This window comes from Nocardioides sp. LML1-1-1.1 (genome assembly GCF_040676175.1).
Classification (GTDB): domain Bacteria; phylum Actinomycetota; class Actinomycetes; order Propionibacteriales; family Nocardioidaceae; genus Nocardioides.
This window is the reverse complement of sequence record NZ_JBEGHK010000001.1, coordinates 135,808-161,859: the sequence shown is the minus strand read 5'-3', so window position 1 is coordinate 161,859 and position 26,052 is coordinate 135,808. Positions and strand designations below refer to the sequence as shown.

Annotated in this window: 28 protein-coding genes and 1 riboswitch; of the genes, 16 read left to right on the top strand and 12 right to left on the bottom strand. The window is 72.6% G+C overall.

The window, feature by feature from the left end:
• Positions 1 to 27: 27 nt before the first annotated feature.
• Positions 28 to 1,716 carry a fumarate hydratase gene (locus tag MRBLML1_RS00740; protein WP_364509976.1) on the bottom strand — a complete coding sequence of 563 codons (1,689 nt, stop codon included), beginning with the start codon at positions 1,714 to 1,716 and terminating at the stop codon, positions 28 to 30.
• Positions 1,717 to 1,798: 82 nt separating this feature from the next.
• Positions 1,799 to 3,085 carry a choice-of-anchor P family protein gene (locus MRBLML1_RS00735; protein WP_364509974.1) on the bottom strand — a complete coding sequence of 429 codons (1,287 nt, stop codon included), beginning with the start codon at positions 3,083 to 3,085 and terminating at the stop codon, positions 1,799 to 1,801.
• Positions 3,086 to 3,306: 221 nt separating this feature from the next.
• On the opposite strand from MRBLML1_RS00735, the gene MRBLML1_RS00730 reads away from it, so the two are divergent.
• The 8 genes from MRBLML1_RS00730 (at position 3,307) to thiC (ending at position 10,079) form a co-directional block, all read left to right on the top strand.
• Entirely contained in the window at positions 3,307 to 4,380 is a 1,074-nt protein-coding gene (locus MRBLML1_RS00730; RefSeq protein WP_364509972.1) for an FAD-dependent oxidoreductase, read from the top strand.
• A 3-nt stretch (positions 4,381 to 4,383) separates the two neighbouring features.
• Positions 4,384 to 4,493: riboswitch (TPP riboswitch) on the top strand.
• Complete coding sequence (gene thiE, locus MRBLML1_RS00725) at positions 4,486 to 5,076, top strand: thiamine phosphate synthase (RefSeq protein WP_364509970.1); 591 nt, start codon at positions 4,486 to 4,488, stop codon at positions 5,074 to 5,076. (Overlaps the previous riboswitch by 8 nt.)
• Positions 5,077 to 5,081: 5 nt before the next feature.
• On the top strand, positions 5,082 to 6,071 hold the full coding sequence (locus MRBLML1_RS00720; RefSeq protein WP_364509968.1) for an FAD-dependent oxidoreductase: 990 nt from the start codon (positions 5,082 to 5,084) through the stop codon (positions 6,069 to 6,071).
• A complete protein-coding gene (gene thiS / locus MRBLML1_RS00715) occupies positions 6,068 to 6,271 on the top strand; it encodes a sulfur carrier protein ThiS (RefSeq protein WP_364509966.1) in 204 nt (67 codons plus the stop codon). Before MRBLML1_RS00720 ends, thiS begins: the two co-directional genes overlap by 4 nt.
• Before the next feature lie 67 nt (positions 6,272 to 6,338).
• Positions 6,339 to 7,103, top strand: a complete 765-nt coding sequence (locus MRBLML1_RS00710; protein ID WP_364509964.1) for a thiazole synthase — start codon at positions 6,339 to 6,341, stop codon at positions 7,101 to 7,103.
• Entirely contained in the window at positions 7,103 to 7,657 is a 555-nt protein-coding gene (locus tag MRBLML1_RS00705; RefSeq protein ID WP_364509962.1) for a thiamine phosphate synthase, read from the top strand. The genes MRBLML1_RS00710 and MRBLML1_RS00705 overlap by 1 nt, the downstream gene beginning before the upstream one ends.
• Entirely contained in the window at positions 7,654 to 8,343 is a 690-nt protein-coding gene (locus MRBLML1_RS00700) for a bifunctional hydroxymethylpyrimidine kinase/phosphomethylpyrimidine kinase (RefSeq protein WP_364509960.1), read from the top strand. The genes MRBLML1_RS00705 and MRBLML1_RS00700 overlap by 4 nt, the downstream gene beginning before the upstream one ends.
• The gene (gene thiC, locus MRBLML1_RS00695) at positions 8,340 to 10,079 is read left to right on the top strand and encodes a phosphomethylpyrimidine synthase ThiC (protein WP_364509958.1); all 1,740 of its coding nucleotides are present in this window, start codon (positions 8,340 to 8,342) and stop codon (positions 10,077 to 10,079) included. Before MRBLML1_RS00700 ends, thiC begins: the two co-directional genes overlap by 4 nt.
• Here the strand turns inward: thiC and MRBLML1_RS00690 are convergent.
• Positions 10,055 to 10,732, bottom strand: coding sequence for a YdeI/OmpD-associated family protein (locus MRBLML1_RS00690; protein ID WP_364509956.1), 678 nt, complete (start codon positions 10,730 to 10,732; stop codon positions 10,055 to 10,057). The genes thiC and MRBLML1_RS00690 overlap by 25 nt on opposite strands.
• A 56-nt stretch (positions 10,733 to 10,788) precedes the next feature.
• Between MRBLML1_RS00690 and MRBLML1_RS00685 the strand changes: the two genes are divergently transcribed.
• On the top strand, positions 10,789 to 11,808 hold the full coding sequence (locus tag MRBLML1_RS00685; RefSeq protein WP_364509954.1) for an asparaginase: 1,020 nt from the start codon (positions 10,789 to 10,791) through the stop codon (positions 11,806 to 11,808).
• A gap of 2 nt (positions 11,809 to 11,810) precedes the next feature.
• On the opposite strand, the gene MRBLML1_RS00680 is transcribed toward MRBLML1_RS00685, so the two are convergent.
• Positions 11,811 to 13,013, bottom strand: coding sequence for a DUF4032 domain-containing protein (locus MRBLML1_RS00680; RefSeq protein WP_364509953.1), 1,203 nt, complete (start codon positions 13,011 to 13,013; stop codon positions 11,811 to 11,813).
• A 172-nt stretch (positions 13,014 to 13,185) separates the two neighbouring features.
• Here MRBLML1_RS00680 and MRBLML1_RS00675 point away from each other — a divergent pair, with 172 nt between their 5' ends.
• The 5 genes from MRBLML1_RS00675 to MRBLML1_RS00655 all read left to right on the top strand — a co-directional run bounded on the left by MRBLML1_RS00675 (position 13,186) and on the right by MRBLML1_RS00655 (position 17,656).
• Complete coding sequence (locus MRBLML1_RS00675) at positions 13,186 to 14,466, top strand: extracellular solute-binding protein (protein WP_364509951.1); 1,281 nt, start codon at positions 13,186 to 13,188, stop codon at positions 14,464 to 14,466.
• Entirely contained in the window at positions 14,463 to 15,389 is a 927-nt protein-coding gene (locus MRBLML1_RS00670; RefSeq protein ID WP_364509949.1) for a carbohydrate ABC transporter permease, read from the top strand. Before MRBLML1_RS00675 ends, MRBLML1_RS00670 begins: the two co-directional genes overlap by 4 nt.
• 1 nt (position 15,390) lies before the next feature.
• Entirely contained in the window at positions 15,391 to 16,224 is an 834-nt protein-coding gene (locus MRBLML1_RS00665; RefSeq protein WP_364509947.1) for a carbohydrate ABC transporter permease, read from the top strand.
• 7 nt (positions 16,225 to 16,231) lie between these two features.
• The gene (locus MRBLML1_RS00660; RefSeq protein WP_364509945.1) at positions 16,232 to 17,434 is read left to right on the top strand and encodes an ABC transporter ATP-binding protein; all 1,203 of its coding nucleotides are present in this window, start codon (positions 16,232 to 16,234) and stop codon (positions 17,432 to 17,434) included.
• 75 nt (positions 17,435 to 17,509) lie between these two features.
• Entirely contained in the window at positions 17,510 to 17,656 is a 147-nt protein-coding gene (locus MRBLML1_RS00655; RefSeq protein ID WP_364509943.1) for a hypothetical protein, read from the top strand.
• 321 nt (positions 17,657 to 17,977) lie between these two features.
• On the opposite strand, the gene MRBLML1_RS00650 is transcribed toward MRBLML1_RS00655, so the two are convergent.
• Positions 17,978 to 18,883 carry an alpha/beta fold hydrolase gene (locus tag MRBLML1_RS00650; protein ID WP_364509941.1) on the bottom strand — a complete coding sequence of 302 codons (906 nt, stop codon included), beginning with the start codon at positions 18,881 to 18,883 and terminating at the stop codon, positions 17,978 to 17,980.
• Between the two features lie 93 nt (positions 18,884 to 18,976).
• On the opposite strand from MRBLML1_RS00650, the gene MRBLML1_RS00645 reads away from it, so the two are divergent.
• Positions 18,977 to 19,810 (top strand): esterase/lipase family protein, encoded by an 834-nt coding sequence (locus tag MRBLML1_RS00645; RefSeq protein ID WP_364509939.1) that lies wholly within the window; start codon positions 18,977 to 18,979, stop codon positions 19,808 to 19,810.
• 4 nt (positions 19,811 to 19,814) lie between these two features.
• Here MRBLML1_RS00645 and glpX read toward each other — a convergent pair whose 3' ends face one another.
• From glpX to MRBLML1_RS00620, 5 genes are read right to left on the bottom strand one after another with little or no spacing between them, the layout of a single operon-like run.
• Positions 19,815 to 20,828 carry a class II fructose-bisphosphatase gene (glpX, locus tag MRBLML1_RS00640; protein WP_364509937.1) on the bottom strand — a complete coding sequence of 338 codons (1,014 nt, stop codon included), beginning with the start codon at positions 20,826 to 20,828 and terminating at the stop codon, positions 19,815 to 19,817.
• A 37-nt stretch (positions 20,829 to 20,865) separates the two neighbouring features.
• Positions 20,866 to 21,906: a sulfate/molybdate ABC transporter ATP-binding protein gene (locus tag MRBLML1_RS00635; RefSeq protein ID WP_364509935.1), complete on the bottom strand. Its 1,041-nt coding sequence runs from the start codon at positions 21,904 to 21,906 to the stop codon at positions 20,866 to 20,868.
• A complete protein-coding gene (locus tag MRBLML1_RS00630) occupies positions 21,903 to 22,688 on the bottom strand; it encodes an ABC transporter permease (RefSeq protein ID WP_364509933.1) in 786 nt (261 codons plus the stop codon). The genes MRBLML1_RS00635 and MRBLML1_RS00630 overlap by 4 nt, the downstream gene beginning before the upstream one ends.
• Positions 22,685 to 23,470: a molybdate ABC transporter substrate-binding protein gene (gene modA / locus MRBLML1_RS00625; protein ID WP_364509931.1), complete on the bottom strand. Its 786-nt coding sequence runs from the start codon at positions 23,468 to 23,470 to the stop codon at positions 22,685 to 22,687. Before modA ends, MRBLML1_RS00630 begins: the two co-directional genes overlap by 4 nt.
• Complete coding sequence (locus MRBLML1_RS00620) at positions 23,467 to 23,880, bottom strand: TOBE domain-containing protein (RefSeq protein ID WP_364509929.1); 414 nt, start codon at positions 23,878 to 23,880, stop codon at positions 23,467 to 23,469. The genes modA and MRBLML1_RS00620 overlap by 4 nt, the downstream gene beginning before the upstream one ends.
• 110 nt (positions 23,881 to 23,990) lie before the next feature.
• Here MRBLML1_RS00620 and MRBLML1_RS00615 point away from each other — a divergent pair, with 110 nt between their 5' ends.
• The gene (locus MRBLML1_RS00615; RefSeq protein ID WP_364509927.1) at positions 23,991 to 24,605 is read left to right on the top strand and encodes a DUF4245 family protein; all 615 of its coding nucleotides are present in this window, start codon (positions 23,991 to 23,993) and stop codon (positions 24,603 to 24,605) included.
• Here the strand turns inward: MRBLML1_RS00615 and MRBLML1_RS00610 are convergent.
• Together MRBLML1_RS00610 and xseA are read right to left on the bottom strand one after the other, a co-directional pair.
• Positions 24,602 to 24,814, bottom strand: a complete 213-nt coding sequence (locus tag MRBLML1_RS00610) for an exodeoxyribonuclease VII small subunit (protein ID WP_364509925.1) — start codon at positions 24,812 to 24,814, stop codon at positions 24,602 to 24,604. The genes MRBLML1_RS00615 and MRBLML1_RS00610 overlap by 4 nt on opposite strands.
• On the bottom strand, positions 24,807 to 26,033 hold the full coding sequence (gene xseA, locus MRBLML1_RS00605) for an exodeoxyribonuclease VII large subunit (protein ID WP_364509923.1): 1,227 nt from the start codon (positions 26,031 to 26,033) through the stop codon (positions 24,807 to 24,809). Before xseA ends, MRBLML1_RS00610 begins: the two co-directional genes overlap by 8 nt.
• Positions 26,034 to 26,052: the final 19 nt, after the last annotated feature.

Below are 26,052 nucleotides of genomic sequence, written 5' to 3'. Positions count from 1 at the left end.
GACCGCGTCGCGCGCGGGTTCCCGGGGTCACTCCCGCGAGCGGACCCGGATGCCCGAGATCGGCACGGTGACCGCTCCGCCGGGGTCGGTGAAGAAGTCGTTGCCCTTGTCGTCGACCACGATGAACGCGGGGAAGTCCTCGACCTGGATCTTCCAGACCGCCTCCATCCCGAGCTCGGGGTACTCGATGACCTCCTGGCTCTTGATGCAGTCCTGCGCGAGGCGCGCGGCGGGACCGCCGATCGAGCCGAGGTAGAACCCGCCGTGCGTGCCGCACGCCTCGGTGACTTGTCGGGAGCGGTTGCCCTTGGCGAGCATCACCATCGAGCCGCCGGCGGCCTGGAACTGCTCGACGTAGGAGTCCATCCGGCCGGCCGTGGTCGGCCCGAACGAGCCCGACGCCATGCCCTCGGGGGTCTTCGCCGGACCGGCGTAGTAGACCGGGTGGTTCTTCAGGTAGTCCGGCATCTCCTCGCCGGCGTCGAGGCGTTCCTTGATCTTGGCGTGCGCGATGTCGCGGGCCACCACGAGCGGCCCGGTGAGGGAGAGCCGCGTCTTGACCGGGTACGACGAGAGCTGGGCCAGGATCTCGCTCATCGGCCGGTTGAGGTCGACCTCGACGACCTCGCCGCCGGAGATGTCCTCGGCCACGCCCGCGTCGGGCATGTACTGCGCCGGGTCGGTCTCGAGCTGCTCCAGGAACACCCCGTCGGCGGTGATCTTGCCGAGCGCCTGGCGGTCGGCCGAGCAGGAGACCGCGATCGCGACCGGGCAGGAGGCGCCGTGGCGGGGGAGCCGGACGACGCGGACGTCGTGGCAGAAGTACTTGCCGCCGAACTGCGCGCCGATCCCGAACGACTGGGTCAGCTTGACGACCTCCTCCTCCAGCTCGAGGTCACGGAAGCCGTGCGCGCTCAGGGAGCCCTCGGTGGGGAGGTTGTCGAGGTAGTGCGCGGAGGCGTACTTCGCCGTCTTCAGCGCGAACTCCGCGCTGGTGCCGCCGATCACCACCGCCAGGTGGTACGGCGGACAGGCGGCCGTGCCGAGCGAGCGGATCTTCTCGTCGAGGAACTCCAGCATCCGCTTCGGGTTGAGGACGGCCTTGGTCTCCTGGAACAGGAACGACTTGTTGGCCGAGCCACCGCCCTTGGCCATGAAGAGGAACTTGTACTCCGGCCCCTTCTCGCCCTGCGCGGTGGAGTAGATCTCGATCTGCGCCGGCAGGTTGGTGCCGGTGTTCTTCTCCTCGTACGTCGTCAACGGGGCGAGCTGGGAGTAGCGCAGGTTCAGCTTGGTGTAGGCGTCGTAGACGCCCTTGCTGATCCACTCGCCGTCCTCGGCGCCGGTGAGCACGCCCTCGGACTTCTTGCCCATCACGATGGCGGTGCCGGTGTCCTGGCACATCGGGAGCACGCCGCCGGCGGAGATGTTGACGTTCTTGAGCAGGTCGAGCGCGACGAAGCGGTCGTTGCCCGACGCCTCGGGGTCGTCGATGATCTTGCGCAGCTGCGCCAGGTGCGCGGGCCGCAGGTAGTGGCTGATGTCGTGCATCGCCTCCGCGGTGAGCCGCTGGATGGCGGCGGGATCGACCTTGAGGAACGTCTCGCCGCCGGGCCCCTCGACGGTCTCGACGCCCTCCGTCGTGATCAGGCGGTAGGGCGTGTCGTCGTGCGACGCGGGGAGGAGGTCGGAGTACCGGAACTCTGCTTCAGCCACGACCACCGAGGATATCGCCGTCCGGGGACGCAGAGAGGGCCGGGTCGCATCGCGACCCGGCCCTCTCGGTGCTGTGCTCAGATCAGCTGAGGCTCATCTGGGTGGCGGCGAAGGCCAGCTCCACGACCGCGCCGGCCGGCAGGCCCGCCTTCGCGGTGTCGAGCGTGATCCGCAGACCGACGATGCCGTTGATCATCGAGCTCGGCAGCGCGCTGCGCACGTTGATCTCGACCTTGCCGAGACCGGCCACGTTGATCACCGTGTTCGGGGACACGTTGATCGGGATGGCGTTGCCGGCGATGACCAGGTTGACCAGGTTCATCTGCTCGGTGTGCGACCACACGCCGTTGGTCCGCTTGCCGGTCGCGATCACCTCGATCGCGTCGGCCTTGATCAGCCCGTTGAGGACGTTGACCTTGGCCGTGGCGTTGCTGTTGCGGATCTCGGCGTTGCCGGTCGCGTTGTCCTTCGAGGAGGTGCTCGTGGACTTGATCGCACCGACCGTGAGCAGGCCCGGCAGGTTGACCGAGGCGGTGCTGTTGGTCAGCTCCTTGCCCTGGCTGCCGCCGTAGGGCGTGTAGACGATGGCGGTCGGGTCGCTGATGACCTTGACCTGGTTGGTCACGTTGGCCTGGACCTTGGTGGCGTAGGCGAAGCCGCCCAGACGCGGGCCGTCGGAGGCCGGGATGACCTCGGTCAGGTAGTGGTTGACCGGGTTCAGCACGATCGTGGTGCCCACGTCGTAGCCGCCGTACTCACCGAGGAGCTGGACCGCGAGGCCCCAGCCGAGGGTGGCGGTCAGGCCGTCCTTGGAGGCGTGGGTGACGTTGTTGAGGCTGATCGCCGCGACGCCGGGGATGCTCACGCCGTAGTTGAGCGGGATCGTGGCCGGCAGGTTGACGCCGGCGATCTTGATGCCGAGGAACTTCGTGCCGCCGTTGACGGTGTGCGTGCCGTCGGCCTTCGCGATGGTGTTGATGTCGGTCTCGACGGCGTCGATCTTGATCAGGCCGTTGAGCAGGTTGACCCCGGCCACCCGCGCGTAGGAGTTGAGGGTCAGGTCCCGCGCGCTGTTGCGCGTGGCCGTCGTCCTCGTCTCCGCGGCACCCGCGCTGAGCAGGTTGGCGACGTTGGCGGAGAGGGTGCTGTTCTTCGACGTGGTGTCCGGGCCGCCGCTGATGCCGCTGGCCGCGGTCAGGTCGGAGGACACGGCGCCGCCGAGCGCCTTGACGTAGGTGGCACCGGTGTTGGCCGAGAAGTACCACTCGGTCGTCGCGGCATGTGCCGGTGAGGGCACGGCGACAAGGCCGACGCCCATCAGGACGAAGGCGGCGAGAGAGACGAGCTTGCGCACGGTCTGGGACCCCATTCCCATTCAGATTGATTTGTCTTTACCTGGCTCCCCCAGGAACCACTCTCCGCCTTCGAGGCCGGAAAGCCGAGCATCCCCCGGAGATTTAACGAACGCTCTCCCCGGTGGTCACGCTCCTGGCCGAACGTTATCGGTTGCGGCCCGGCTGCTGCGAATGCGTGACCAATGTCGCACCGGTGCCCGGGACTCGACAGGTCAACCGGGGGTGTTCGACCCGCATGCACGTGTACGACGCCGTGGTGGTCGGAGCCGGCCAGGCCGGGCTCTCCGCGTCGTACCACCTGGCGCGGCTGGGCATCGATCACGTCCTCCTCGACGCGAACGACCGTCCGGGCGGCGCCTGGCAGCACCGCTGGGACTCCTTGACGATGAACGACGTGCACGGGGTGGCCGACCTCCCGGACGCGCCGGCGCCGGGCGGGTCGGGTGACCGGGCGAACGTGGTGCTCGCGGACTGGTTCGCGCGCTACGAGCGCGAGCACGCCCTGCCGGTGGTCCGGCCGGTGCGCGTGGACCGGGTGACCTCCGCCGGCGAGCTGCTGGTGGTGCACGCCGGTGCGCGGGAGTGGACGACGCGGACGCTGGTCAACGCGACCGGCACCTGGACCCGGCCGTTCGTGCCGTCGTACCCGGGGGCGGGGGAGTTCCGCGGCGAGCAGCTGCACACGGCGGACTACCCCGGTGCGGCGCACTTCGACGGCAAGCGGGTCCTCGTCGTGGGTGGCGGCGCCTCGGCGGTGCAGTTCCTCGGCGAGCTCGCTCCGCGCACCGACGTGCTGTGGGTGACCCGGCGCCCGCCGGTGTGGCGCGAGCACTTCGACGAGAGCGTCGGGCGGCACGCGATCGAGCTGGTCCAGGAGCGGGTCCGTGCCGGGCTGCCGCCGGCGAGCGTCGTCAGCGTGACCGGGCTGGGGCTGCGCCCGCAGGAGCAGGAGGCCGCGCGGCTGGGGACCTACGAACGGCGGCGGCCGATGTTCGAGCGGATCGAGCCGGACGGCGTGCGCTGGGCCGACGGCACGTTCGAGCCGGTCGAGGTGATCCTCTGGGCCACCGGGTTCCGGCCCGCGGTCGGCCACCTGGCGCCCCTCCACCTGCGCAGCGAGCACGGCGGGATCGCCCTGCTGCAGAGCGGCTCCGACGTGCAGACCGCGACCACGGCCGAGCGCGACCCGCGGGTCCAGCTGGTCGGCCACGGACCCTCGGCGAGCACCATCGGCGGCAACCGGGCCGGCCGTGCCGCGGCGCTGGCCGTGCGCCGCTACCTGGCCGCTGGAGACCGTGCGCTAGCGTGAGGGACGACCACCCACGGGAGTCCGCGGCAGCGGGCTGAGAGGGAGCTGGAGCCGCTCCGACCGTCACACCTGATCCGGATCATGCCGGCGAAGGAACGGACTGAGATGACTGCTCGGCTTTTCTGCTTGGTGTCCGAACGGGACGACCTCACCCTGCTGCCCGCCCTGGCCGGCGCCGGGGTCGACGGCTTCCAGGTCCGCGCCAAGGACCTGACCACCCGCGACCTCGTCGCGCTGACGGCGGCGGTGCTGGCCGCCGTCCGCCCGCACGGCGCCCGCGTGCTCGTCGACGACCGGCTCGACGTGGCCCTGGCGGCCGGCGCCGACGGCGTCCACCTCGGCGCCGACGACCTCGCCGTCGCCGACGCCCGGCGGCTCGCGCCGGGGCTGGTGGTCGGTGCCACCTGCCGTGACCGCGCGGCGGTCGAGGCCGCGGCGGAGGCGGGCGCGGACTACGCCGGTTTCGGGCCGCTCCTCCCGACCGTGTCCAAGCCGGGCCTGCCCGCGCCGCTCGGCATCGCGGCGGTCCGGGAGGCGGTCGGTGTGCTGCCGCTGGTGGCCATCGGCGGCCTCGACGCCGCGACGGCCGCCGAGGCCCGCGCCGCGGGGGCCCACGGCGTGGCCGTCATCGGTGCGATCTGGCGACAACCCGATCCCGTGGCAGCAGCGAAGGAGCTCGTGACGGCGGTCGGCTGATGCGCGTGGAGGTGCTCGGGGCGGGCATCGTCGGGCTGACGGTCGCCGAGGAGCTGGCCCGCCGCGGGCACGCCGTGACGGTGGTCGACCCGCGCCCGGCCCGCGGGGCGTCGTACGCCGCCGCGGGGATGCTGAGCCCCGCCGCCGAGGTCTGGTACGGCGAGGAGGACCTGCTCCGGCTCGGGCTCGCCTCGCTGGACCTGTGGCCGGACCTGGCCGCGCGGCTCGGGGTGGCGCTGCGGAGCGAGGGCACCCTGCTGGTGGGTCACGACGCCGGCGACCTCCAGCAGGTGGAGCGGCAGGCCGCCCTGCTGGCCCGGCACGGCCGGGACGTGGTGGCGCTCGACCGCGCGGCCGTGCGGCAGGCCGAACCGGCGCTGGGCCGGGTGGCCGGGGGCGCGCTGCTGCCGGGCGAGGCCAGCGTGGACCCGCGGGCGGTGTGCGCGGCCCTGCTGGAGCGGGTGCCGGTGGGGGAGGCGGCGAGCGGCGCCGACGTCACCGTCGTCGCGACCGGGGCGCACCTGCCGGAGCCGTGGACCGGCCTGGTCTCCGGCGTACGGGGGGAGGTCCTGCGGTTGCGCTCCGACGACCCGCCGCAGCGCACCGTGCGCGGCTGGGTGGCGGGGGAGCCGGTCTACCTCGTGCCGCGCGGTGACGGCCGGGTCGTGCTCGGTGCCACCTCCGAGCGGCACGACGCGCCACCGGTGCTCACCGCGGGCGGCACCCTCCGGCTGCTCGACGCGGGCCGCCGGCTCTGGCCCGCGCTGGACCGCGCCGAGCTCGTCGAGGGCACCGCGCGGGACCGGCCCGCGACGGCCGACGGGCTGCCGCTCGTCGGGCCCAGCGGGGTGGCGGACGTCGTGCTGGCGGCGGGGCACGGGCGGCACGGCGTCCTGCTCGCACCGCTGACCGCACGCCTGGTGGCCGACCACCTCGAGACCGGGCGGGTCGATCCCGTCCTCGATCCCCGCCGTGCGATGGAAGGAGCGCGATGACGATCACCTGCAACGGAGAGCCGCTGCGGACGGAGGCCCGCACGGTCGCCGACCTGCTGGGCGAGCGGCTCGGGAGCGCCCACCCGGACGGGGTGGCGGTCGCGATCGACGGCGAGGTGGTGCCCCGCTCGGTGTGGTCGGCACCGCTGCTCGCCGACGGCGCGGTCGTCGACATCGTGACGGCGGTGCAAGGAGGATGATCACCCCACTCGATCTTCCGGCTCCCCCGCTGCGCTCCTCCGACGGACGAGTCGAGCGGGGACCCCGATGAGCGCGCTCGTCGTCGATGGGGTCGAGCTCGGCTCGCGGCTGTTCCTCGGCACCGGCGGTCTGCCGCGGGTCTCCCTCCTCGGTCCGGTGCTGGAGGCCGCGGAGCCGGCCCTGGTCACGGTCTCGATGCGACGCGCGTCCTCGCTCGCGGACGGCGGGCTGCTCGCGGCGCTGCGCGCCCACGGCGTACGGTTGCTCCCCAACACGGCCGGCTGCCTGTCCGCGCGGGAGGCGGTGCTGACCGCCGAGCTGGCGCGCGAGGCGCTCGGCACGGACTGGGTCAAGCTCGAGGTGATCGGCGACGAGCACTCGCTGCTGCCCGACGTCGTCGAGCTGCTGGACGCCGCCGAGCAGCTGGTCCGGCGCGGGTTCACCGTGCTGCCGTACACCACCGACGACCCGGTCGTCGCCCGTCGCCTCGTCGACGCCGGCTGTGCCGCGGTGATGCCCCTGGGATCGCCGATCGGCTCCGGGCTCGGTGTCCTCAACCCGCACGCGATCGCGGCCGTGCGCGCGGCGGTGGCCGTGCCGGTGGTCCTCGACGCCGGGGTCGGTACGGCGAGCGACGCCGCCCTCGCCATGGAGCTCGGCTGCGACGCGGTCCTCGCCGCCACCGCCGTCACCCGCGCGGACGACCCGGTCGCCATGGCCGGTGCGCTGCGGCTGGCGGTGCTCGCCGGCCGGATGGCGCGCGGTGCCGGCCGGATCCCGCGCCAGGCCGTCGCCCGCGCCTCCAGCCCGGTCGCGGGGCGGGTCGGATGATGTCGCGGCTGCTGGTGCTGACCGACCGCCGGCTGGTGCCCGCCGGGCGCTCGCTCGCCGAGGTGCTGCGCGCGGTCGCGGCCGGCGGTGCCTCGACGGTGCTGCTCCGCGAGTCCGACCTGCCGGACGGCCCGCGCGCCGAGCTGGCCCGGTCCGCGCAGGACGCGGGGCTCACGGTGCTCGCCGCCCACCGCCCGGTCCCCGGCTGTGCCGGGCTCCACGCCCGGGCCGCCGACCCCGCCCCGGTCACCGGCGCCTGGGGCCGCTCCTGCCACGACCGCGTGGAGGTGGACCGGGCGGCCGCCGAGGGTGCGTCGTGGGCGACCCTGTCGCCCTTCGCGGCGACGGACAGCAAGCCGGGCCACGGCCCGCCGGTCGCGGCCTCCGCCTTCCGCGGGCTGCGGTTGCCGACGTACGCGCTCGGCGGGATCACGCCCGCCAACGCCGCTGCCGCTCGCGCCGCCGGTGCCCACGGGGTGGCCGTGATGGGTGCGGTGATGCGCGCCGAGGATCCGGCGGCCGTGGTGGCCGCACTGCTCCGGGAGGCCGGATGAGCCCGCCCGTCGTCGTCACCATCGCCGGCACCGACTCCGGCGGTGCCGCCGGGATCGCCGCCGACCTCACCACCTTCGCCGCCCTCGGCGTGCACGGCGCCTGCGTGGTCACGGCCGTCACCGCCCAGGACACCACCGGGGTGCGGGCGATCCACCCGGTGCCGCTCGACGTCGTCGCCGCCCAGCTCGACGCCGTGCTGGAGGACCTCGACCCGGTCGCCGTGAAGACCGGCATGCTCGCCACCCCCGAGGTCGTCAGGCTCGTCGCCCAGCGCTGCGCCGGCCGGGTCCTGGTCGTCGACCCGGTCCTGGTCGCGACCTCCGGTGCGGTGCTCGGTGGCGCCGAGGTCGTCGCGGCCTACCGGTCGTGGCTGCTGCCGGTCGCGACCGTGGCGACGCCGAACGAGGACGAGTTCGTGGCGCTCGGCCGGCCCGCCGGCGACCACGTCCTCGTCACCCGCGGTGGCGACATCCCGACCACCAACGACCACGGCACCGGCTGCACCCACAGCGCCGCCCTCGCCGCCCACCTGGCGCTCGGCGTACCGCTCGCCGACGCCGCCCCGCTCGCCGACGCCTACGTCGCCCGGCAGCTCCACCTCAGCAAGGACTGGACCCTCGGCCGCGGCCGAGGACCCGTCGCCCACCTCCACAACCCCACCCTCGACACAGGAGAGATCGCATGACCGTGCACCCCGCCCACACCCGGATCGAGGTCGGTGACCTCCGGGTGCCGTTCACCCGGGTCGCCCTCACCAACGGCGAGACCTTCGACCGCTACTGCACCTCCGGGCCCGGCTCCGAGCCGGAGACCGGGCTGCCGCCCCGGCGCGCGGAGTGGATCGCGGCGCGCGCCGACACCGCGCCGTACGACGGCCGGGAGACGCAGCTCGTCGACAACGGCCGCAGCGCGCTCCGCCGGGGCGAGGCCCGCGACGAGTGGCGCGGTGAGCGGCGCCGGCCGCTGCGCGCGGTCTCGACAGGCTCGACCGGCGGAGGAGGCTCGACCAGCGGAGGAGGCTCGACCAGCGGAGGAGGCGCGACCGGCGGACGAGCCGTGACCCAGATGGCCTACGCCCGCGCGGGCATCGTGACCGAGGAGATGCGCTACGCCGCCGCACGCGAGCAGTGCGACGTCGAGCTGGTGCGCTCGGAGGTCGCCGCGGGCCGGGCGATCATCCCCGTCAACGTCAACCACCCGGAGTCCGAGCCGATGATCATCGGCCGGCGGTTCCTGGTGAAGATCAACGCCAACATCGGCAACTCCGCGGTGACCTCCTCGATCGCGGAGGAGGTCGACAAGCTCACCCACGCCATCACCTGGGGCGCGGACACGGTGATGGACCTCAGCACCGGCGACGACATCCACACCACCCGGGAGTGGATCATCCGCAACTCACCCGTCCCGATCGGGACGGTGCCGATCTACCAGGCACTGGAGAAGGTCAACGGGGAGGCGGACAAGCTCACCTGGGAGGTCTTCCGGGACACGGTGGTCGAGCAGTGCGAGCAGGGCGTCGACTACATGACGATCCACGCCGGCGTGCTGCTGCGCTACGTCCCGCTGACCGCGCGCCGGGTCACCGGCATCGTCAGCCGCGGCGGCTCGATCATGGCCGGCTGGTGCCTGGCCCACCACCAGGAGAACTTCCTCTACACGCACTTCGACGAGCTGTGCGAGCTCTTCGCGGCGTACGACGTCGCGTTCTCGCTCGGCGACGGGCTCCGCCCCGGCTGCACCGCCGACGCCAACGACGAGGCCCAGCTCTCCGAGCTGCGCACCCTCGCCGAGCTCACCGAGCGGGCCTGGGCCCACGACGTGCAGGTGATGGTCGAGGGCCCCGGCCACGTGCCGCTCGACCTGGTCGAGGAGAACGTCCGCCTCCAGCAGGAGTGGTGCCACGGCGCGCCGTTCTACACGCTCGGGCCGCTCGCGACCGACGTGGCGCCCGGCTACGACCACATCACCTCCGCGATCGGCGCCGCCACCATCGCCATGCACGGCACCGCGATGCTCTGCTACGTCACCCCCAAGGAGCACCTCGGCCTGCCGAACCGCGACGACGTGAAGACCGGGGTCATCACCTACAAGCTCGCCGCGCACGCCGCCGACGTCGCCAAGGGCCACCCCGGTGCCCGGGACTGGGACGACGCGCTGTCGAAGGCACGCTTCGAGTTCCGCTGGCACGACCAGTTCGCGCTCTCCCTCGACCCGGTCACGGCTGAGGAGTTCCACGACGAGACGCTGCCCGCAGAGAACGCCAAGACCGCGCACTTCTGCTCCATGTGCGGGCCGAAGTTCTGCTCGATGCGGATCAGCCAGGACGTGCGGGAGCGCTTCGCCGAGGACGGGATGGCCCAGAAGTCCGCCGAATTCGTCGAGCTCGGCGGGACGGTCTACGTCGAGCCGGAGGCCTCCTGAGCGGCGGCGGCCGCGCGCTCGACCCACCGCGGGACCTCGCCGTAGCGCTGGCTGGGGATCACCTCGCCGGCCGCGGAGCACTCGACGAGCTGGGCCATCCGCCGGTCGCGGGTCGCCTCTTGCTTGGCGGTGAGCACCCAGTTGGTGCAGATCCGGCGGTAGGTGTTGGTCGCGGCCTCCCAGAAGGCGCTCGCGGCCGCGGAGGCGGCGAGCTGCGCGGCGTAGGCCGGTGGCAGCACCATCGAGGGGTCGGCCTCGTGGGTGTAGGGCGCGACGTCGCGACGGCGGGCCTCCCAGATCGCCAGCCCGCTCGGCTGCATCCGGCCCTCGGCGCGCAGCTGCTCGACGAGGTCGAGGTTGACCTTGCTCCAGTTGCTGGTCCTCTTGCGCGGGGTCCAGCGCTGGCGGGTGGCGTCCTCGTCGATGCGCTGGGCGACCGAGTCGATCCAGCCCCAGCACAGGGCGACGGGCACGGCCTGCTCCCAGGTCAGGCCGCGCTCGGGGACGTGCTTCTTCAGCAGGCCCATCCACAGCTCGGTCTCGGTGGCGTGGTGCGCGGCGAGCCACGCGTCGAACTCGCCGGGACCGGCGAAGAAGCGGGCCGGCCGCTCCGCGCTGCCGCCCATCCGTCCGGGTGCCTGATCCTCCGCCATGGCGCCAGCCTGTCACCGCTCGCCGACAGCGGGCCCGGATCCGCCAAGATGGCCGCATGAGCAACGGGAGGCCGACGGTGGCGATCGCCGCGCTCGGCGGCACCATCGCGTCCACGTCGAGCGCGGCCGACGGGAGCGCGATCGTGCCGACGCTGACGGCGGAGTCGCTCGCGGCCGCCGTGCCGGGTCTGGCGGATGTCGCGGAGATCCGCGCGGAGACCCTCGCGACCGTGCCGAGCCCCTCGCTCGACGAGGCGACGCTGCTGCGCACGCTGCGCTGGGCGCGCGAGGCCGTCGACGCGGGGGCCGCCGGGGTCGTGGTGACGCAGGGGACGGACACGCTGGAGGAGTCGTCGTACCTGCTCGACCTGTTCTGGGACCGCCCCGAGCCGCTGGTCCTCACCGGCGCGATGCGCTCGGCCCAGGCGCCGGGTGCGGACGGCCCGGCCAACCTGCTGGCCGCGGTGCTCACCGCGCTCGCGCCGGCCTCCCGGGAGCGTGGCGCACTGGTCGCCTTCGCCGACGAGGTGCACGCGGCGCGCTGGGTCGCCAAGACCGACGCGTTGTCCACCGGGGCCTTCCGCTCGCCGTCGTTCGGAGCGGTGGGGCGCTGCGTCGAGGGCGAGGTCCGGTACGTCGCCCCGCCTGTCCGCCTCGCCCCGCTCGCGCCGCCCACCGACGACACCGCGAACCCACGGGTGCCGCTGCTGACGACCTACCTCGGCGACGACGGGAGCGTCCTCGACACGGTCGTCGCGGGTGGTGCCGACGGCGTCGTGGTCGCCGGCTTCGGCGCCGGCCACGTCTCGGCGAGCATGGCCGAGGCGGTCGGCCGGGCCGCGGCCCGGATCCCCGTCGTGTTCGCCTCGCGCACCGGGGCGGGCCCCACCGGCCGCGCGATCTACGGCTATCCCGGCTCGGAGGTGGACCTCGCCGCGCGCGGTGCCGTCGGGGCCGGTTGGCTGTCACCGCTCAAGGCGCGGCTGCTGCTGTGGGCGCTGGCGTCGCGCGGCCCGGTGGGCCGGGACGAGCTGGCCGCGGCGTTCGAGGTGCGGGGGAGCCTCCCCACGGGCTGACGTCAGCGCAGCCCGGTGGGCGAGTCCGGCGGACGGTGCGGGAGCACGTTGGCGACGTAGTCGCGCGCGGACTCGATGATGTCGACCTCGTGCCCGGCCGCGTCCGAGAGCGCCCACCGGTGCTCCATCACCTCGTGGAAGTACTCCGCGGGGGCGATCCGGCTGCGCAGGTCGTCCGGCAGCAGCGCGACGATGGGGGTGTAGATCGTGCTCAACCATCGGCGGGCGACGACCTCGCGGTCCTCGTCGTCGTACCCGAAGTGGGCGGTGTACGCCGCCAGGTCGTTCAGCAGCTTGCGAGCCTGGCTGTCCTCGGCGACCAGCCCGGTGAGGTCGCGCAGCTCGCGGCGGTGGTGGCCGGCCTCGACGACCTTCGGCTGGATCCGGACCCGGTCGGAGTCGGTCTGCACGTCCAGCTCGTCGACGTCGAAGCCGAGGTCGTTGAGCCGGCTGATCCGCTGCTCGACGCGGAACCACTCGTCGGCGCCGAACTCCTCCGCGGCGGTGAGCTCCTCCCACAGCGAGTGGTACTGCTCGGCGAGGTGCGTCACCACCTCCTGGCCGTCCACCTCGATGTCGGTGTCGCCGCTCGCCTGCAGGTCCATCAGCTCGGCGAAGATGTTCTCCACCCCGACCGTCACGTCGTGCTCGCGCATCGCGTCGGACACGCTCTCGCGCAGCTCGGCGGTCTCGGCGTCGACGAGGAAGGCAGCGAACCCCCCGGCGTTGCGGCGGAAGAGGGCGTTCGACAGCGACACGTCGCCCCAGAAGAAGCCCGCCAGGTGCAGCCGGACCAGCAGCACGACGAGGGCGTCGATCAACGCCGGCACCTGCTCGGCGCGCAGGCCGTGCTGGAAGACCGTGCGGTAGGGCAGCGAGTAGTGCAGGTGCTCGGTGAGCAGCGCGGCGGGCAGCGGCGAGCCGTCCTCGGCGACCCGTCCCGTCACCACGCCCCGCGGGACGACGCAGGGCTGGTCGAGGCGCTGCAGGTCGCGCAGCAGGTCGTACTCCCGCAGTGCGATCGCCTCCTCGGTCTCCTTCACGGCGAGGAACTGGCGGTTGACCTGGACCACCCGCACGACGTGCCGCGACAGCCCGAGCGGGAGCGGTACGACGTACCAGTCCTCCCACTGGGCGAGCGGCTTCGACCACGGCAGCCGGAAGAGGGCCGGGTCGGTGCGCGCCGCGACGACGTGAAGCGCCATGACCGCAACCTACGGGGTCTGAACCGAGTCGTCACGGGTACCTCCGCGCGCACGAGGACGTGGACAAGCACCCCACCGGTGGGGTAGCACTGGGTGACGCAAGCCACACTCGGGAGGGGTGATCTGGACGATGAGGTCGAGACAGGGCAGGCGCCGCAGGGCGGTCGCGGCAGTGGCGGTCGGTGTGCTCGCGGCGGGTGCGCTCGCCGCGTGCGGCGACTCCGGCAAGCCGGTGCTGAACTGGTACGTGAACCCCGACGGGGTGGACGTCTTCAAGACGTACGCGAAGCAGTGCAGCACCGACAAGTACGACATCGCGGTGCAGGAGCTGCCCAGCTCGGCGACGGACCAGCGCACCCAGCTGGCCCGCCGGCTCGCGGCCAACGACTCCTCCACCGACCTGATGAACCTCGACCCGGTGTTCGTCGCCGAGTTCGCCAACGCCGGCTGGCTCGAGGAGGTCACCGGCGACGTCGCGGCCGAGGTCGAGAAGAGCATCGAGGGCAGCGGCAACTACCTCTCGGGTGCCGCCGACACGGTCACCTGGGACGACAAGGTGTTCGCGATCCCGCTCTGGGCCAACACCCAGGTGCTCTGGTACCGCAAGTCGCTCGCCAAGGCCGCCGGCCTGGACATGACCAAGCCGGTCACCTGGGACCAGGTCATCGACGCCGCGAGCAAGGAGGGCGGCACGGTCGGCGTGCAGGCCAACAAGTACGAGGCCTACGTCGTGTGGATCAACGCGCTCGTCCAGGGCGCTGGCGGCGACCTCGTCTCGGACACCGAGGCCGGGCGGGACGCGAAGGTCGACATCGACTCCGAGGCAGGGCGCAAGGCCGCCGCCATCATCCAGAAGCTCGCCGACAAGGCTGCGCAGCCCGACCTGACCGTCTCCAACGAGGGCACCAGCCTCGGGCAGATGTTCCCCAAGAAGGGGCCGGGCGAGTTCATGACGAACTGGACCTTCGTCTACAAGAACTACGCCGGGACGGCCGGCACGCCGGACGGCATCACCAAGCAGCAGCTCGCCGACCTCGGCTGGGCCCGCTACCCGCAGACGGTGGCCGGCACGCCCTCCAAGCCGCCGGTCGGCGGCATCGACATCGGCATCGGTGCCTACACCAAGCACGCCGACTGGGCGCAGGAGGCCGCTCGGTGCATCACCTCGGAGAAGGCACAGGTCGACCTCGCGCTCCAGGCCGGGCTGATGCCATCGACGAACGGCGCCTATGACCAGGTCGCCGCCAGTGGCGACTACCCGAAGGACCTCATCGAGCTCTTCCGCACCAGCGTCGACGAGGGCGGCCCCCGACCGAAGAGCGCGTTCTACGCGATGATCTCCGGCGCGATCCAGGCGAGGTGGCACTCGCCCACCTCCGTCGACCCCGACAGCACGCCCGAGGAGTCGGCGAAGTACCTGAAGGACGTGCTGGAAGGGAAGTCGCTGCTGTGAGCACCACGACCGCACCCCCGCGGGGCAAGGCCGCCGTCAGCGACCGGGCCAAGGCCGAGACCCGGCTCGGGCAGAAGCTGGTCGCCCCGGCCATCATCCTGATGCTGCTGGTGACCGCCTTCCCGATGCTCCGGGCGCTCTACCTGTCGACCTTCGACTACGCCCTCACCGCTCCGGACGACCGCAAGTTCATCGGGCTGAGCAACTACCTCACCGCGCTGAGCGACCCGCTCTTCTGGAAGACCACCGGCGTGACCATCCTGTACATGGTGGTCACCGTCGCGGTGGAGCTGGTCATCGGCTTCGCGTTCGCGATGGTCATGCACCGGGTGATCTTCGCCCGGGGGATCATCCGGACCTCGATCCTGGTGCCCTACGGCATCATCACCGTCGTCTCCGGCTTCGCCTGGCAGTTCGCCTTCTCGTTCCAGAACGGCTTCGTCAACGGGTGGCTCCCCTTCGTCGGCGACGAGTTCAACTGGTTCGGCCAGACACCGTCCGCGGTCATCGCGATCATGGTCTCCGAGATCTGGAAGACCACGCCGTTCATGTCGCTGCTGCTGCTCGCCGGGCTCGCCCAGGTGAGCGAGGACATGATCGAGGCGGCCAAGGTCGACGGCGCCACCTGGACCCAGCGCCTGACGATGGTGATCCTCCCGAACATGCGCGCCGCGATCATGGTGGCGGTGCTGTTCCGGGCGCTGGACGCCTACCGGATCTTCGACAACATCTTCGTGATGACCAACGGCGCGCAGAACACCGAGTCCATCAGCTTCCTCACCTACCGCCAGACGATCGAGCAGTTCCAGCTCGGCATGGGCTCGGCGCTCTCCGTGCTGCTGTTCCTCTCGGTGCTGGTGGTCGCGTTCGGCATCGTGAAGCTCTTCCGCGTCGACCTGGCGCAGGCCCGGCAGGAGTCGTGACATGAAGAACCGCATCGGTACCGTCGTCGGCTGCCTCCTCATCCTGATCTGGTGCCTGCTCCCGGTCGCCTGGATCATCTCGCTGTCGTTCAAGTCCGAGGCCTCGATCACGGCCGGCAACCCCGGCTTCCTGCCGAGCGAGGGCACGAGCGTCGGCTTCGACAACTACAAGGCCGTCTGGGAGAACGACCAGTTCCGCCGGGCGATCTTCAACTCGATCGGGATCAGCCTCATCGCGACGCTGCTCTCGGTCATCGTGGCCACGCTCGCGGCGTACGCCATCGCCCGGTTGGAGTTCCGCGGGAAGAAGGCCGTCCTCACGATCGCGCTCGCGATCGCGATGTTCCCGGTCGTCTCGCTGGTGGGCCCGCTGTTCGACATGTGGCGTGCGGTCGGGCTCTACGACACCTGGCCCGGCCTGATCATCCCGTACATGTCCTTCACCCTCCCGCTCGCGATCTGGACGCTGTCGGCGTTCTTCCGCGAGATCCCGTGGGAGATGGAGCAGGCGGCCCAGGTCGACGGGGCGACGTCGTGGCAGGCGTTCCGCAAGGTGATCGTCCCGCTCGCCGCTCCCGGCGTGTTCACAGCGGCGATCCTGACCTTCTTCTTCGCGTGGAACGACTTCGTCTTCGGCATCTCGCTCACCTCGACCGAGAACGCCCGTCCCATCCCGGCGTCGCTGTCCTTCTTCGTCGGCGCCGACCCGTTCAACCGGCCAGCCTCCCTGCTCGCCGCGGGAGCGGTCATCGCGACCATCCCGATCATCGTCATCGTCCTGATTTTCCAGCGCAAGATCGTCGCCGGTCTCACCTCCGGCGCCGTGAAGGGGTGAGGTGCACATGGCTGCCATCACGATGAACAACATCGTCAAGAAGTACGGCGACGGCTTCCCGGCCGTGAACGACGTCTCCATCGACGTCGCCGACGGGGAGTTCATGATCCTCGTCGGGCCGTCCGGCTGCGGGAAGTCGACGCTGCTGCGGATGATCGTGGGCCTGGAGGACATCACCTCCGGCGACATGATCATCGGCGACCGCCGGGTCAACGACCTGGCTCCGCGCGAGCGGAACCTGGCGATGGTCTTCCAGAACTACGCGCTCTACCCGCACCTGACCGTCTTCGAGAACATCGCCTTCCCGCTCCGGCTCGCCAAGACGCCGGACGCCGAGGTCGACAAGCTGGTGCGCGACGCGGCCGAGACCCTGGAGCTCACCGAGCACCTGGACCGCAAGCCCGGCAACCTGTCCGGCGGCCAGCGCCAGCGCGTCGCCATGGGCCGGGCGATCGTCCGGCAGGCCGACGCCTTCCTCTTCGACGAGCCGCTGTCGAACCTGGATGCCAAGCTGCGCGGCCAGATGCGCACCGAGATCGCCCGGCTGCAGAAGCGGCTGGGGATCACCACCGTCTACGTCACCCACGACCAGACCGAGGCGATGACCCTCGGTGACCGGGTGGCCGTGCTCAAGCGGGGTGTCCTGCAGCAGCTCGCCACGCCGCGCGAGCTCTACGAGAACCCGGGCAACCTCTTCGTCGCCGGCTTCATCGGCTCCCCGCCGATGAACTTCCTGCCGGCGACCGTCGAGAACGGCGCGGTGAAGCTCCCGTTCGGCAGTGTCGAGATCCCCGCCGAGAAGGCCTCGCGCGCGGAGGGCCGCGGCCTGCTCATCGCGGGCATCCGTCCCGAACACTTCGAGGACGCCTCGCTCGCCTCGGCGGAGGGCCGCAGCGGCTCGACCTTCCGGGCCCAGGTCGACGTCGTCGAGTGGCTCGGCAACGAGACCTACGCCTACCTGCCCTTCGAGTCGCCGGACGAGGTCACGGCCCAGCTGCACCAGCTGGAGAAGGACCTCGACGGCGAGGCGATGCGCACCCAGCTCGTCGTCTCCCTCGACGGCGCCAGCCGGATCCGCGAGGGCGAGGAGGCCGAGATCTGGGTCGACGGCAGCCGGATCCACCTCTTCGACCCGGCGACGGGCGAGAACCTCACCGTCGACCGCGAGCGCGCCGGGCGGATCCCGGGTGCCGAGGTCAGCGCGGGCTGAGGAGCCTCAGCGACGTGGCTCCCTCGGTCGCGCCGGGGGCCGTGCGGGGTGCGCGCGGCGTCGTAGCGTGCCCAGGTGAGGGCGACCTGGAGGTCCGCGAGGTCGCGGAACCAGGTCTCCGCCTCGGCCCGGCACGCGGCGACGCGGACGGCGGTGTCGTACTCGGTGCACTCCGCGGTGGTCTCCGACAGCGTCGGTGGCGACAGCGTCGAGCCGTCGTAGCGGTGGATCGTGAAGCCGAGCTCGGCGTCGCCGTCGACCGCCACGATCGTGTCGGGCGGCGGCTCCCAGCGAGGTGCGGGTGGGCGCTCGCGGGCGGCGGCGCCGCCGGTCGCACCCAGCGAGGTGGCCAGCAGCGCGAGGAGCAGCAGGCAGAGGGCTCTGATCTTCATCCGGGTCTCCCGAGTCGTCGTCCGCCGGTAGGTCCGGCGGGAAGGCAGACGGTAGGAGAGGGAGGTGACGTGGCGGTCGCGGCGGGCACGCACCTGTGGAGGAAGCGGCCTGGGGCGCTGCCTGTGGACGGGAAGTGGCGCCCGGTGAGGCTCAGGAGGCGGGTGTGGCGGCCCGGTCGGCGTTCGCACGGATCGCCCGGACGAAGGTCGGGAACAGGGGAGCCGGCAGGTCGTGGCCCCAGCCGTCGATGAACACCACCCGCGCCCCCGGTACGGCGGCCGCGGTCGCCCGGCCGCCTGAGATGTGGACCATCTTGTCCGCGAGCCCGTGCATCACCAGCGTGGGCACCCTCAGCGCGGCCAGCGCCCGGGTCCGGTCCGGCTGGGTGAGCACGGCCATCATCTGGCGCAGCACGCCCGCGCGGGAGATCCCGCGGTCCCAGGTGTCGCCGGCCCGGGTGCGCAGCTTGTCGTCGGGCTGCGGGAAGCGTGGCGAGCCGATCGCCTTCCAGACCGCGACGCCGCCGCGGACGTAGTCCTCGCGCGAGGGTCCGCGGGTGGCGATCAGGGTCGGGAGCAGCGCGGGGTGCTGCCCGCCGACGCCGCGGCGACCGGTGGTCGACATGATGCTGGCGAGGCTGAGCACCCGCTCCGGCGCCTCGACGGCCATGGTCTGGGCGATCATGCCGCCCATCGAGATGCCCGCGACGTGCGCGGCGGCGATGCCGAGGTGGTCGAGCAGGCCGAAGGCGTCGGCGGCGAGGTCGGAGATCGAGTACGGCGCGCGGGTCGGCGTCCCGAGGAAGGCACGGACCACGTGGTCGCGCCGGACCCGGCTCGAGGACCGGGTGGAGCGCCCGGTGTCCCGGTTGTCGTAGCGGATGACGAAGAAGCCGGCGGCGGCCAGCTGCGCGCACAGCTCGGAGTCCCACCAGGTCATCGGCCCGCCCAGGCCCATCACGAGCAGCAGTGGCTCGTCCTCGGCGCTGCCGAAGGTCTGGTAGCAGATCTCGACACCGGAGCAGACCGGAGCGAGGAGCTCGTCGGAGGTTTCCACATCCGGCAATTCGGGGCTCAGGGGGCGCGACGACATGCTCCCAGTGTGCCCAATCCCGTGTAGTTGCCGTTTCAACTGGGTACCGTCTGTGACGTGAGCAACACGTTGGCGCCCTGGCTGCTGCCCGACGGCTACGGCCGCCCGGCACTGGCCGCGCTGCTGCGCGAGGGCAGTCTGGTGACCGAGGCCGGCCGCTTCGCCGTACGGCGGGGCACGAGCCGTCGTGAGCGCCGCCGCACGCCGTACGCCGCCCGGCAGGCCGCACGCGTCGCCGAGCCCGTGCTGCTCATCCCCGGCTTCCTGGCCGGTGACTGGACGCTGACCGCGATGGCCGCCGAGCTGCGCGCCCGCGGCTTCCGGACCTACCGCTCGCAGATCTCGGCCAACATCGGCTGCACGCTGAGCTCCGCGCTGGCCCTGGAGTCCCGGATCGAGCAGATCGCCGAGCGGCGCGACGCGCGGGTGCAGATCGTCGGGCACAGCCTCGGCGGGATGATCGCCCGCGGCCTGGCCGCGCGGCGTCCCGACCTGGTGGCCGGGATCGTCACCATGGGCAGCCCGATGCGGGCGCCCGCGGCGCACCACGCGGTGCTCACCCGTGGTGTCCGTGTCCTCAACCGGCTCTCCGACGTGGGCTTCTCGACGCTGATGTCGGAGGACTGCGTGGCCGGCGAGTGCGCCCACCTCAGCTTCACCGAGTCGCAGGAGCCGCTGCGCGCGGACGTGGCGATGACCAACATCTACTCCCGCCGCGACGGCATCGTCGACTGGAAGGCCTGCATCGACCCGCAGGGCGAGGCCGTCGAGGTGCGGGCCTCGCACATCGGGATGGCCGTCGACCCGCGGGTGGGCGACCTGGTGGCGGCGTCGCTGCTGCGCCAGAGCGCGGCGGTCGCGACGCCGTACCGCGTGGTCGAGACCGCCTGAGCCCTCAGTCGAAGTCGATCGCGGAGAAGCCGCGCAGCTTCGAGAGCTGGTGCTCGGAGGTGATCGTTCGGATCGTGCCCGTGCGCGAGCGCATCACCAGCGACTGGGTGACCGCGCCGCCGCCGCGGTAGCGCACGCCGCGCACCAGCTCGCCGTCGGTGATGCCGGTGGCGACGAAGAAGCAGTCGTCACCGGTCACCAGGGTGTCGGTGGTCAGGATGTGGTCGGGGTCCAGGTCGTGGCCGGCGTCGATGGCGCGCTGGCGCTCCTCGTCGTCGGTCGGCCAGAGCCGGCCCTGGATGGTGCCGCCCATGGCCTTCATCGCGCAGGCGGCGATGATGCCCTCGGGCGTGCCGCCGATGCCGAGCAGCAGGTCGATGCCGGTGTCCGCCCGGGCGGCCATGATGGCGCCCGCCACGTCGCCGTCGGTGATGAACTTGATCCGGGCGCCGGTGGCGCGGATGTCGTCCACGAGCTGCTGGTGGCGCGGCCGGTCGAGCAGCACGACGGTGACGTCGGAGGGGTTGGAGCCCTTGGCCTTGGCGACCTGGGCGATGTTCTCGGCGACGGGATAGCGGATGTCGACGACCTCGGCGGCCTCGGGGCCGGTGACGAGCTTCTCCATGTAGAACACCGCGGACGGGTCGTACATGGTGCCGCGCGGGGCGACGGCCAGCACGGCCACCGCGTTGGCCATGCCCTTGGCGGTCAGGGTGGTGCCGTCGATCGGGTCGACGGCGACGTCGCACTCGGGGCCGGTGCCGTCGCCGACGGTCTCGCCGTTGTAGAGCATCGGGGCGTTGTCCTTCTCGCCCTCGCCGATCACGACGGTGCCGTTCATGCTGACGCTGGAGATCATCACGCGCATGGCCTGGACCGCGACGCCGTCGGCGCCGTTCTTGTCACCACGGCCGACCCACCGCCCCGCTGCCATGGCCGCGGCCTCGGTGACGCGCACCAGCTCCAGGGCGAGGTTGCGGTCGGGGGCGGTCGGCTCCACGGCGAGGGCGTCGTTCATGGGGCGAACTTTATCGGTCGTACGACGTGCGCGGTGATCAGCGCGCGTAGACAGACACCTCGGTCGCCTTCACCACGAAGCTGACGGCCTGTCCGGGGGCCAGCCCGAGCTCCGCGGCGGCCGCCATGGTGACGTCCGCGGCGAGGTCCCCTGCGCGCACCCGGACCACGTCCCCGAGCGGCTCCAGCTCCTCGATCCGCGCGGGCAGGACGTTGCGGGGGCTGCCGCCGGGCGGCTCCCGGTGGACCGCGACGGCCGAGGGCCGGAAGACCGCGACGGCGTCGGCGCCGTCCGCCGGGGCGGGATCGCCGAGGGTGCCGTGCAGGATCGACCCGTCCGGTCGTCGTACGCCGTCGGGGGTGGCGGTCCCACCGACCAGGTTGAGCCCGGCGAAGCGCGCCGCGAAGGCGCTGCGCGGACGGGAGAGCACGTCGGCGGCAGGCCCGTCCTCGACCACGCGACCGCCGTCGAGGACGACTACCCGGTCGGCGAGCAGCAGCGCGTCGAGGACGTGGTGGGTGACCACGACGGCGGTCCGCTCGGCGAGCACGGTGCGCAGCAGCTGGCGCAGCGCGGGTGCCACGGCGATGTCGAGCGCGGCCATCGGCTCGTCGAGCAGCAGCAGCCGCGGGTCGGCGGCGAGCGCCCGGGCCACGGCGACCCGCTGGGCCTGGCCGCCGGAGAGCTGGGCCGGGCGACGTCCGGCGAGCTCGGTGGCGCCGACCTCGGCGAGCCACTGCTCGGCGGCCGCCCGGGCCGCGGACCGGCCGGCGCCACGGCTGCGCGGGCCGAAGGCGACGTTCTCCAGCACGCTGAGGTGCGGGAACAGGAGCGGGTCCTGCGCCAGCAGCGCCGTACGACGCCGGTGGGGCGCCAGCCACCGGCCGTCGCCGGTGAGCACGTCACCGTCGAGCACGACCCGTCCGGCGTCGGGGCGCAGCAGGCCGCCGAGCACGTCGAGCGTGGTCGACTTGCCGGCGCCGTTGGGCCCGAGCAGGGCGACCGTCTCGCCGTCGGCCAGCTCGAAGGCGACCTCGACGTCGCGCGCGGCCACGCGCAGGTCCACGACCAGGCTCACGAGGCACCTCGCGGGCGGACCAGGCCGATGACCAGGATCGCGACGGCGACGAGCAGCAGCGACATCGCCACGGCCGCGTCGGAGTCGGTGGCGCGGAGGTTGTAGATCAGCAGGGGGAGGGTGCGGGTGGTGCCCTCGAGGCTGCCCGCGAAGGTGACCGTCGCGCCGAACTCCCCGAGCGAGCGGGCGAACGCGAGCACCGCGCCCGAGGCCAGGCCGGGCAGCACCAGCGGGAGCGTCACCCGGCGCAGGACCGTGGTCGGGGCGGCGCCGAGCGAGGCGGCCACGACGTCGTACCGCTCGCCGGCGGTGCGCAGCGCGCCCTCCAGGCTGACGACGAGGAAGGGCAGCGAGACGAAGGTCTGCGCCATCACGACGGCGATGGTCGAGAAGGCGATCTGCACGCCCCACGCGTCGAGCTGCTCGCCCAGCAGGCCCTTGCGCCCGAAGGCCGCGAGCAGCGCGATGCCGCCCACGACCGGCGGGAGCACCAGCGGCAGGAGCACGAGCGAGCGGACCAGGCCGAGCCAGCGTGCCTCGCTCCGCGCGAGGACGACGGCCAGCGGGATCCCCAGCACCAGGCAGAGCCCGGTGCTGGCGGCCGACGTGCGCAGGCTCAGCCCCAGGGCGGAGCGGGCGGCGTCGGAGGTGACCAGGGCGGGGAAGTCCGCCCAGGCGATCCGGGTCGCGAGCGCGGCGACCGGGAGGACCACGAGCACGCCGGCCAGCAGCGCGGGCAGGTAGACCCAGCGCGGCAGGCCGACGTGCCGGGTGCGGCTCATGCGGCCGGCGGACCGAACCCTGCGGCGGTGAGCACAGCCTGGCCGTCGCCGAGCACGAGGTCGATCCACTGCTGGGCGAGGCCGGCGTGCTCGGAGTCCTTCACCGTGACGATCGGGTAGTGGTTGACGACCTCGTCGGCCTCGGGGAAGGTCACCGCTTCGACCTTGTCGCCGGCGGCCTCGACGTCGGTGACGTAGACCAGGCCGGCGTCGCCCTCGCCGGACTCGATCTTGCCGAGCACGTCGGTGACCGACTGCTCCTCGCTGTCGGGGGCGAGCTTCACGCCGGCCTTCTCCGCGACCTGCTCGGCGGCGCTGCCGCAGGGCACCTCGGGGGCGCAGACCACGATGTCGAGGTCGGCCTTCGCGAGGTCGGCGAGGCCGGTGATCCTGGCCGGGTTGCCGGGCGGGACCGCGATGGTCAGGGTGTTCGTCGCGAACTCCTGCGGGCTGCCGTCGGCCAGGTCGGCGCCGGTGAGCTTGTCCATGTTCTTGGTGTCGGCGGAGGCGAAGACGTCGGCCTCGGCGCCGTCGGTGATCTGCGCGACGAGGTCCGAGGAGCCGCCGAAGGAGAGCTTCACGTCCACGTCGGGGTGGGCCTTCTCGTAGGTCTTCTCCAGCTCCTCGAAGGACGTCTTCAGCGACGCCGCCGCGAACACCGTGAGCGTGGTCTTGTCCTTCGAGCCGCTCCCGCCCTTGTCGTCGCCGTCGTCGCCGCAGGCGGCCAGCGGGAGGGTGAGGAGCACGAGTGCTCCGGCGGTCGCCCAGGTCTTCTTCATCATGCGTGCTTCCTCGGGACGGGTCGTTCGACGACGACGTTGGTGGACTTGACCGACGCGATCGCGCGGGCGCCGGGCTCGAGGCCGAGCTCGGCCGCCGCCTCGGCGCTCATCAGGGACACCACCCGGTAGGGACCGCAGACCATCTCGACCTGCGCCATGACGGTGTCGGCGAGCACCCGGGTGACGATCCCCGTCATCCGGTTGCGCGCGCTGACCTCGCCGGAGCGGGTGCGCTCCTTCTCGGCGTCGTCGACGAGCGAGGCGGCGAGCGCGGCGAGGTCGGCACCCGGTACGACGGTGCGCCCCTCGGCGGTGCTCGCGGCGACCCGGCCGCTGTCGATCCAGCGGCGCACGGTGTCGGTGCTGACGCCGAGGAGCTCGGCGGCCTCCGCGACCCGGTAGTCGGTCATGACGCAACTCTGTCGCACTTGCGGCCGAAATGCACGAATTGTGACGTATCTGCGCCTTCCGAGGCCCCTGGCTGGGGGCCTGCGCCGCCGGCTGGGAGACTGGCACGGTCATGAGCAACCAGCACGCCGAGCCCGCGGGCAAGCCCGGGCGCTACCAGCGTTCCGCGGCCGGCCTGGTCGCCTCCTTGGTCGTCACCGTGATCGGCGTGCTCGCGCTGCTCTACTTCATGGGCTTGTTCCGGCCGGACTTCGAGGCCAAGCCCGAGGCGGTCGACTACCTGGAGACCGTGCAGTCGGTGCAGGGCGCGGGCCTCCGGCCGCCGTACCCGCCGAGCCTGCCGGAGGGCTGGATCGCGACCGGCGTCGAGGTGTCGATCGAGAAGCCCCAGCTCTTCATGCTGCGGATGCTCACCGACGACGACCGCTTCGTCGCGGTGCGCCTGGAGCAGACCTCGGTCGGCGCGCTGCTCGCGGCCTGGGTGGACGAGGACACCGCGACCGCGGCGGGCTACACGGTCCCGGCGAGCATCGCGCGCCCGGTGGCGCGGGAGTGGAAGGGCTACACCGACGACGGCGGCGACTCGGCGTACGCCGCCGAGGTGGCCGGTGGCACGGTGCTGGTGTTCGGCTCGGCGCCCGCCGCCGACCTGCGCACGATCGTCGACAGCCTCGTCACCACGCCGGTTCCGGCACCGGAGAAGAAGCCGGAGAAGACGGCGAGCTAGTCCTCGTCGCCCTCGGCGAGCACGGCCTCGAGCCGCTCCCGGGCACCGTCGATCCACTCCTGGCAGACCGTGGCCAGCCGCTCGCCGCGCTCCCACAGCGCGAGGGACTCCTCGAGCGTCGTGCCGCCGGCCTCGAGCTGGCGCACGACCTCGACGAGCTCGGCACGGGCCTCCTCGTAGGACGGCTTCTCGGCGGTCTCGTCAGTCATGGCTCTCCTCGGTGGCTCTCGCCTCGGTGTGGATGCGGCCGTCGGCGACCCGGACGGTCAGGGCGGCGCCGGGAACGACGCCGGAGACACTGGTGACGACGTGGCCCTCGGCGTCCTGGAGCACGGAGTAGCCGCGCTGGAGCGTGGCGAGCGGGGACAGCGCCTGCACCCGGGCCCGGTGGTGGTGGACGTCGTCCGCGGCCCGGTCGAGCCCCCACTCCAGCTGGCGGCGGATCCGGGCCCGCCAGTCGTCGAGCTCGTCGGCCCGGGCGTCGAGCAGCGTGGTCGGCTCGGCGAGCACCGGGCGGGAACGGATCGCGTCCAGGTGGGCCTGCTCCCGGTCGAGCCGGGCGAGCACGGCCTGGCGCACACGGGTCCGGGCCTCGGCGACCCGGCCGCGTTCCTGGGCCATGTCCGGCACGACCCGCTTGGCGGCGTCGGTCGGGGTGGACGCGCGGACGTCGGCGACCAGGTCGAGCAGCGGGCTGTCGGGCTCGTGGCCGATCGCGGAGACGACCGGGGTGCGCACCGCGGAGACGGCCCGGACCAGCCCCTCGTCGGAGAACGGCAGCAGGTCCTCGACCGACCCGCCGCCGCGGGCGACGACGATCACGTCGACCTCGGGGTGGGCGTCGAGCCGCCGGACCGCCTCGATCACCTCGGCGGCGGAGCGGTGGCCCTGCATGGCGGCGTAGGCGACCTCGAAGGCGACGGCCGGCCAGCGACGGGTGGCGTTCTCGACGACGTCGCGCTCGGCGGCGGACTTCGGCGCGGTGACCAGGCCGACGCGCCGGGGCAGCGTGGGCAGCGCGCGCTTGCGCTCCTGGGCGAACAGCCCCTCTGCGGCGAGCAGCTGACGGCGCTGCTCCAGCCGCGCGAGCAGCTCGCCGAGGCCGACCATCCGGATCTCGCGGGCCTGCAGCGACAGCGTGCCGCGGTTGGCGTAGTAGGACGGCCGCGCGTTGATGACCACGCTCGCGCCCTCCTGCAGAGGGGCGGCCAGGCCGTCGAAGAGCACCCGCGAGCAGGTCACCGGCACCGAGATGTCGGCGACCGAGTCGCGCAGGGTGAGGAAGACCGTGGCGAGGCCCGGACGCCGGCTGACCTGGGTCACCTGGCCCTCGACCCACACGGGGCCGAGCCGGTCGATCCAGCCGGAGATCGCGTTGGCGATCGCCCGGACCGGAGCCGGCTTCTCGAGGGAGGTCTCCAGGGCCACGGCCGCGAGCCTATTTCAT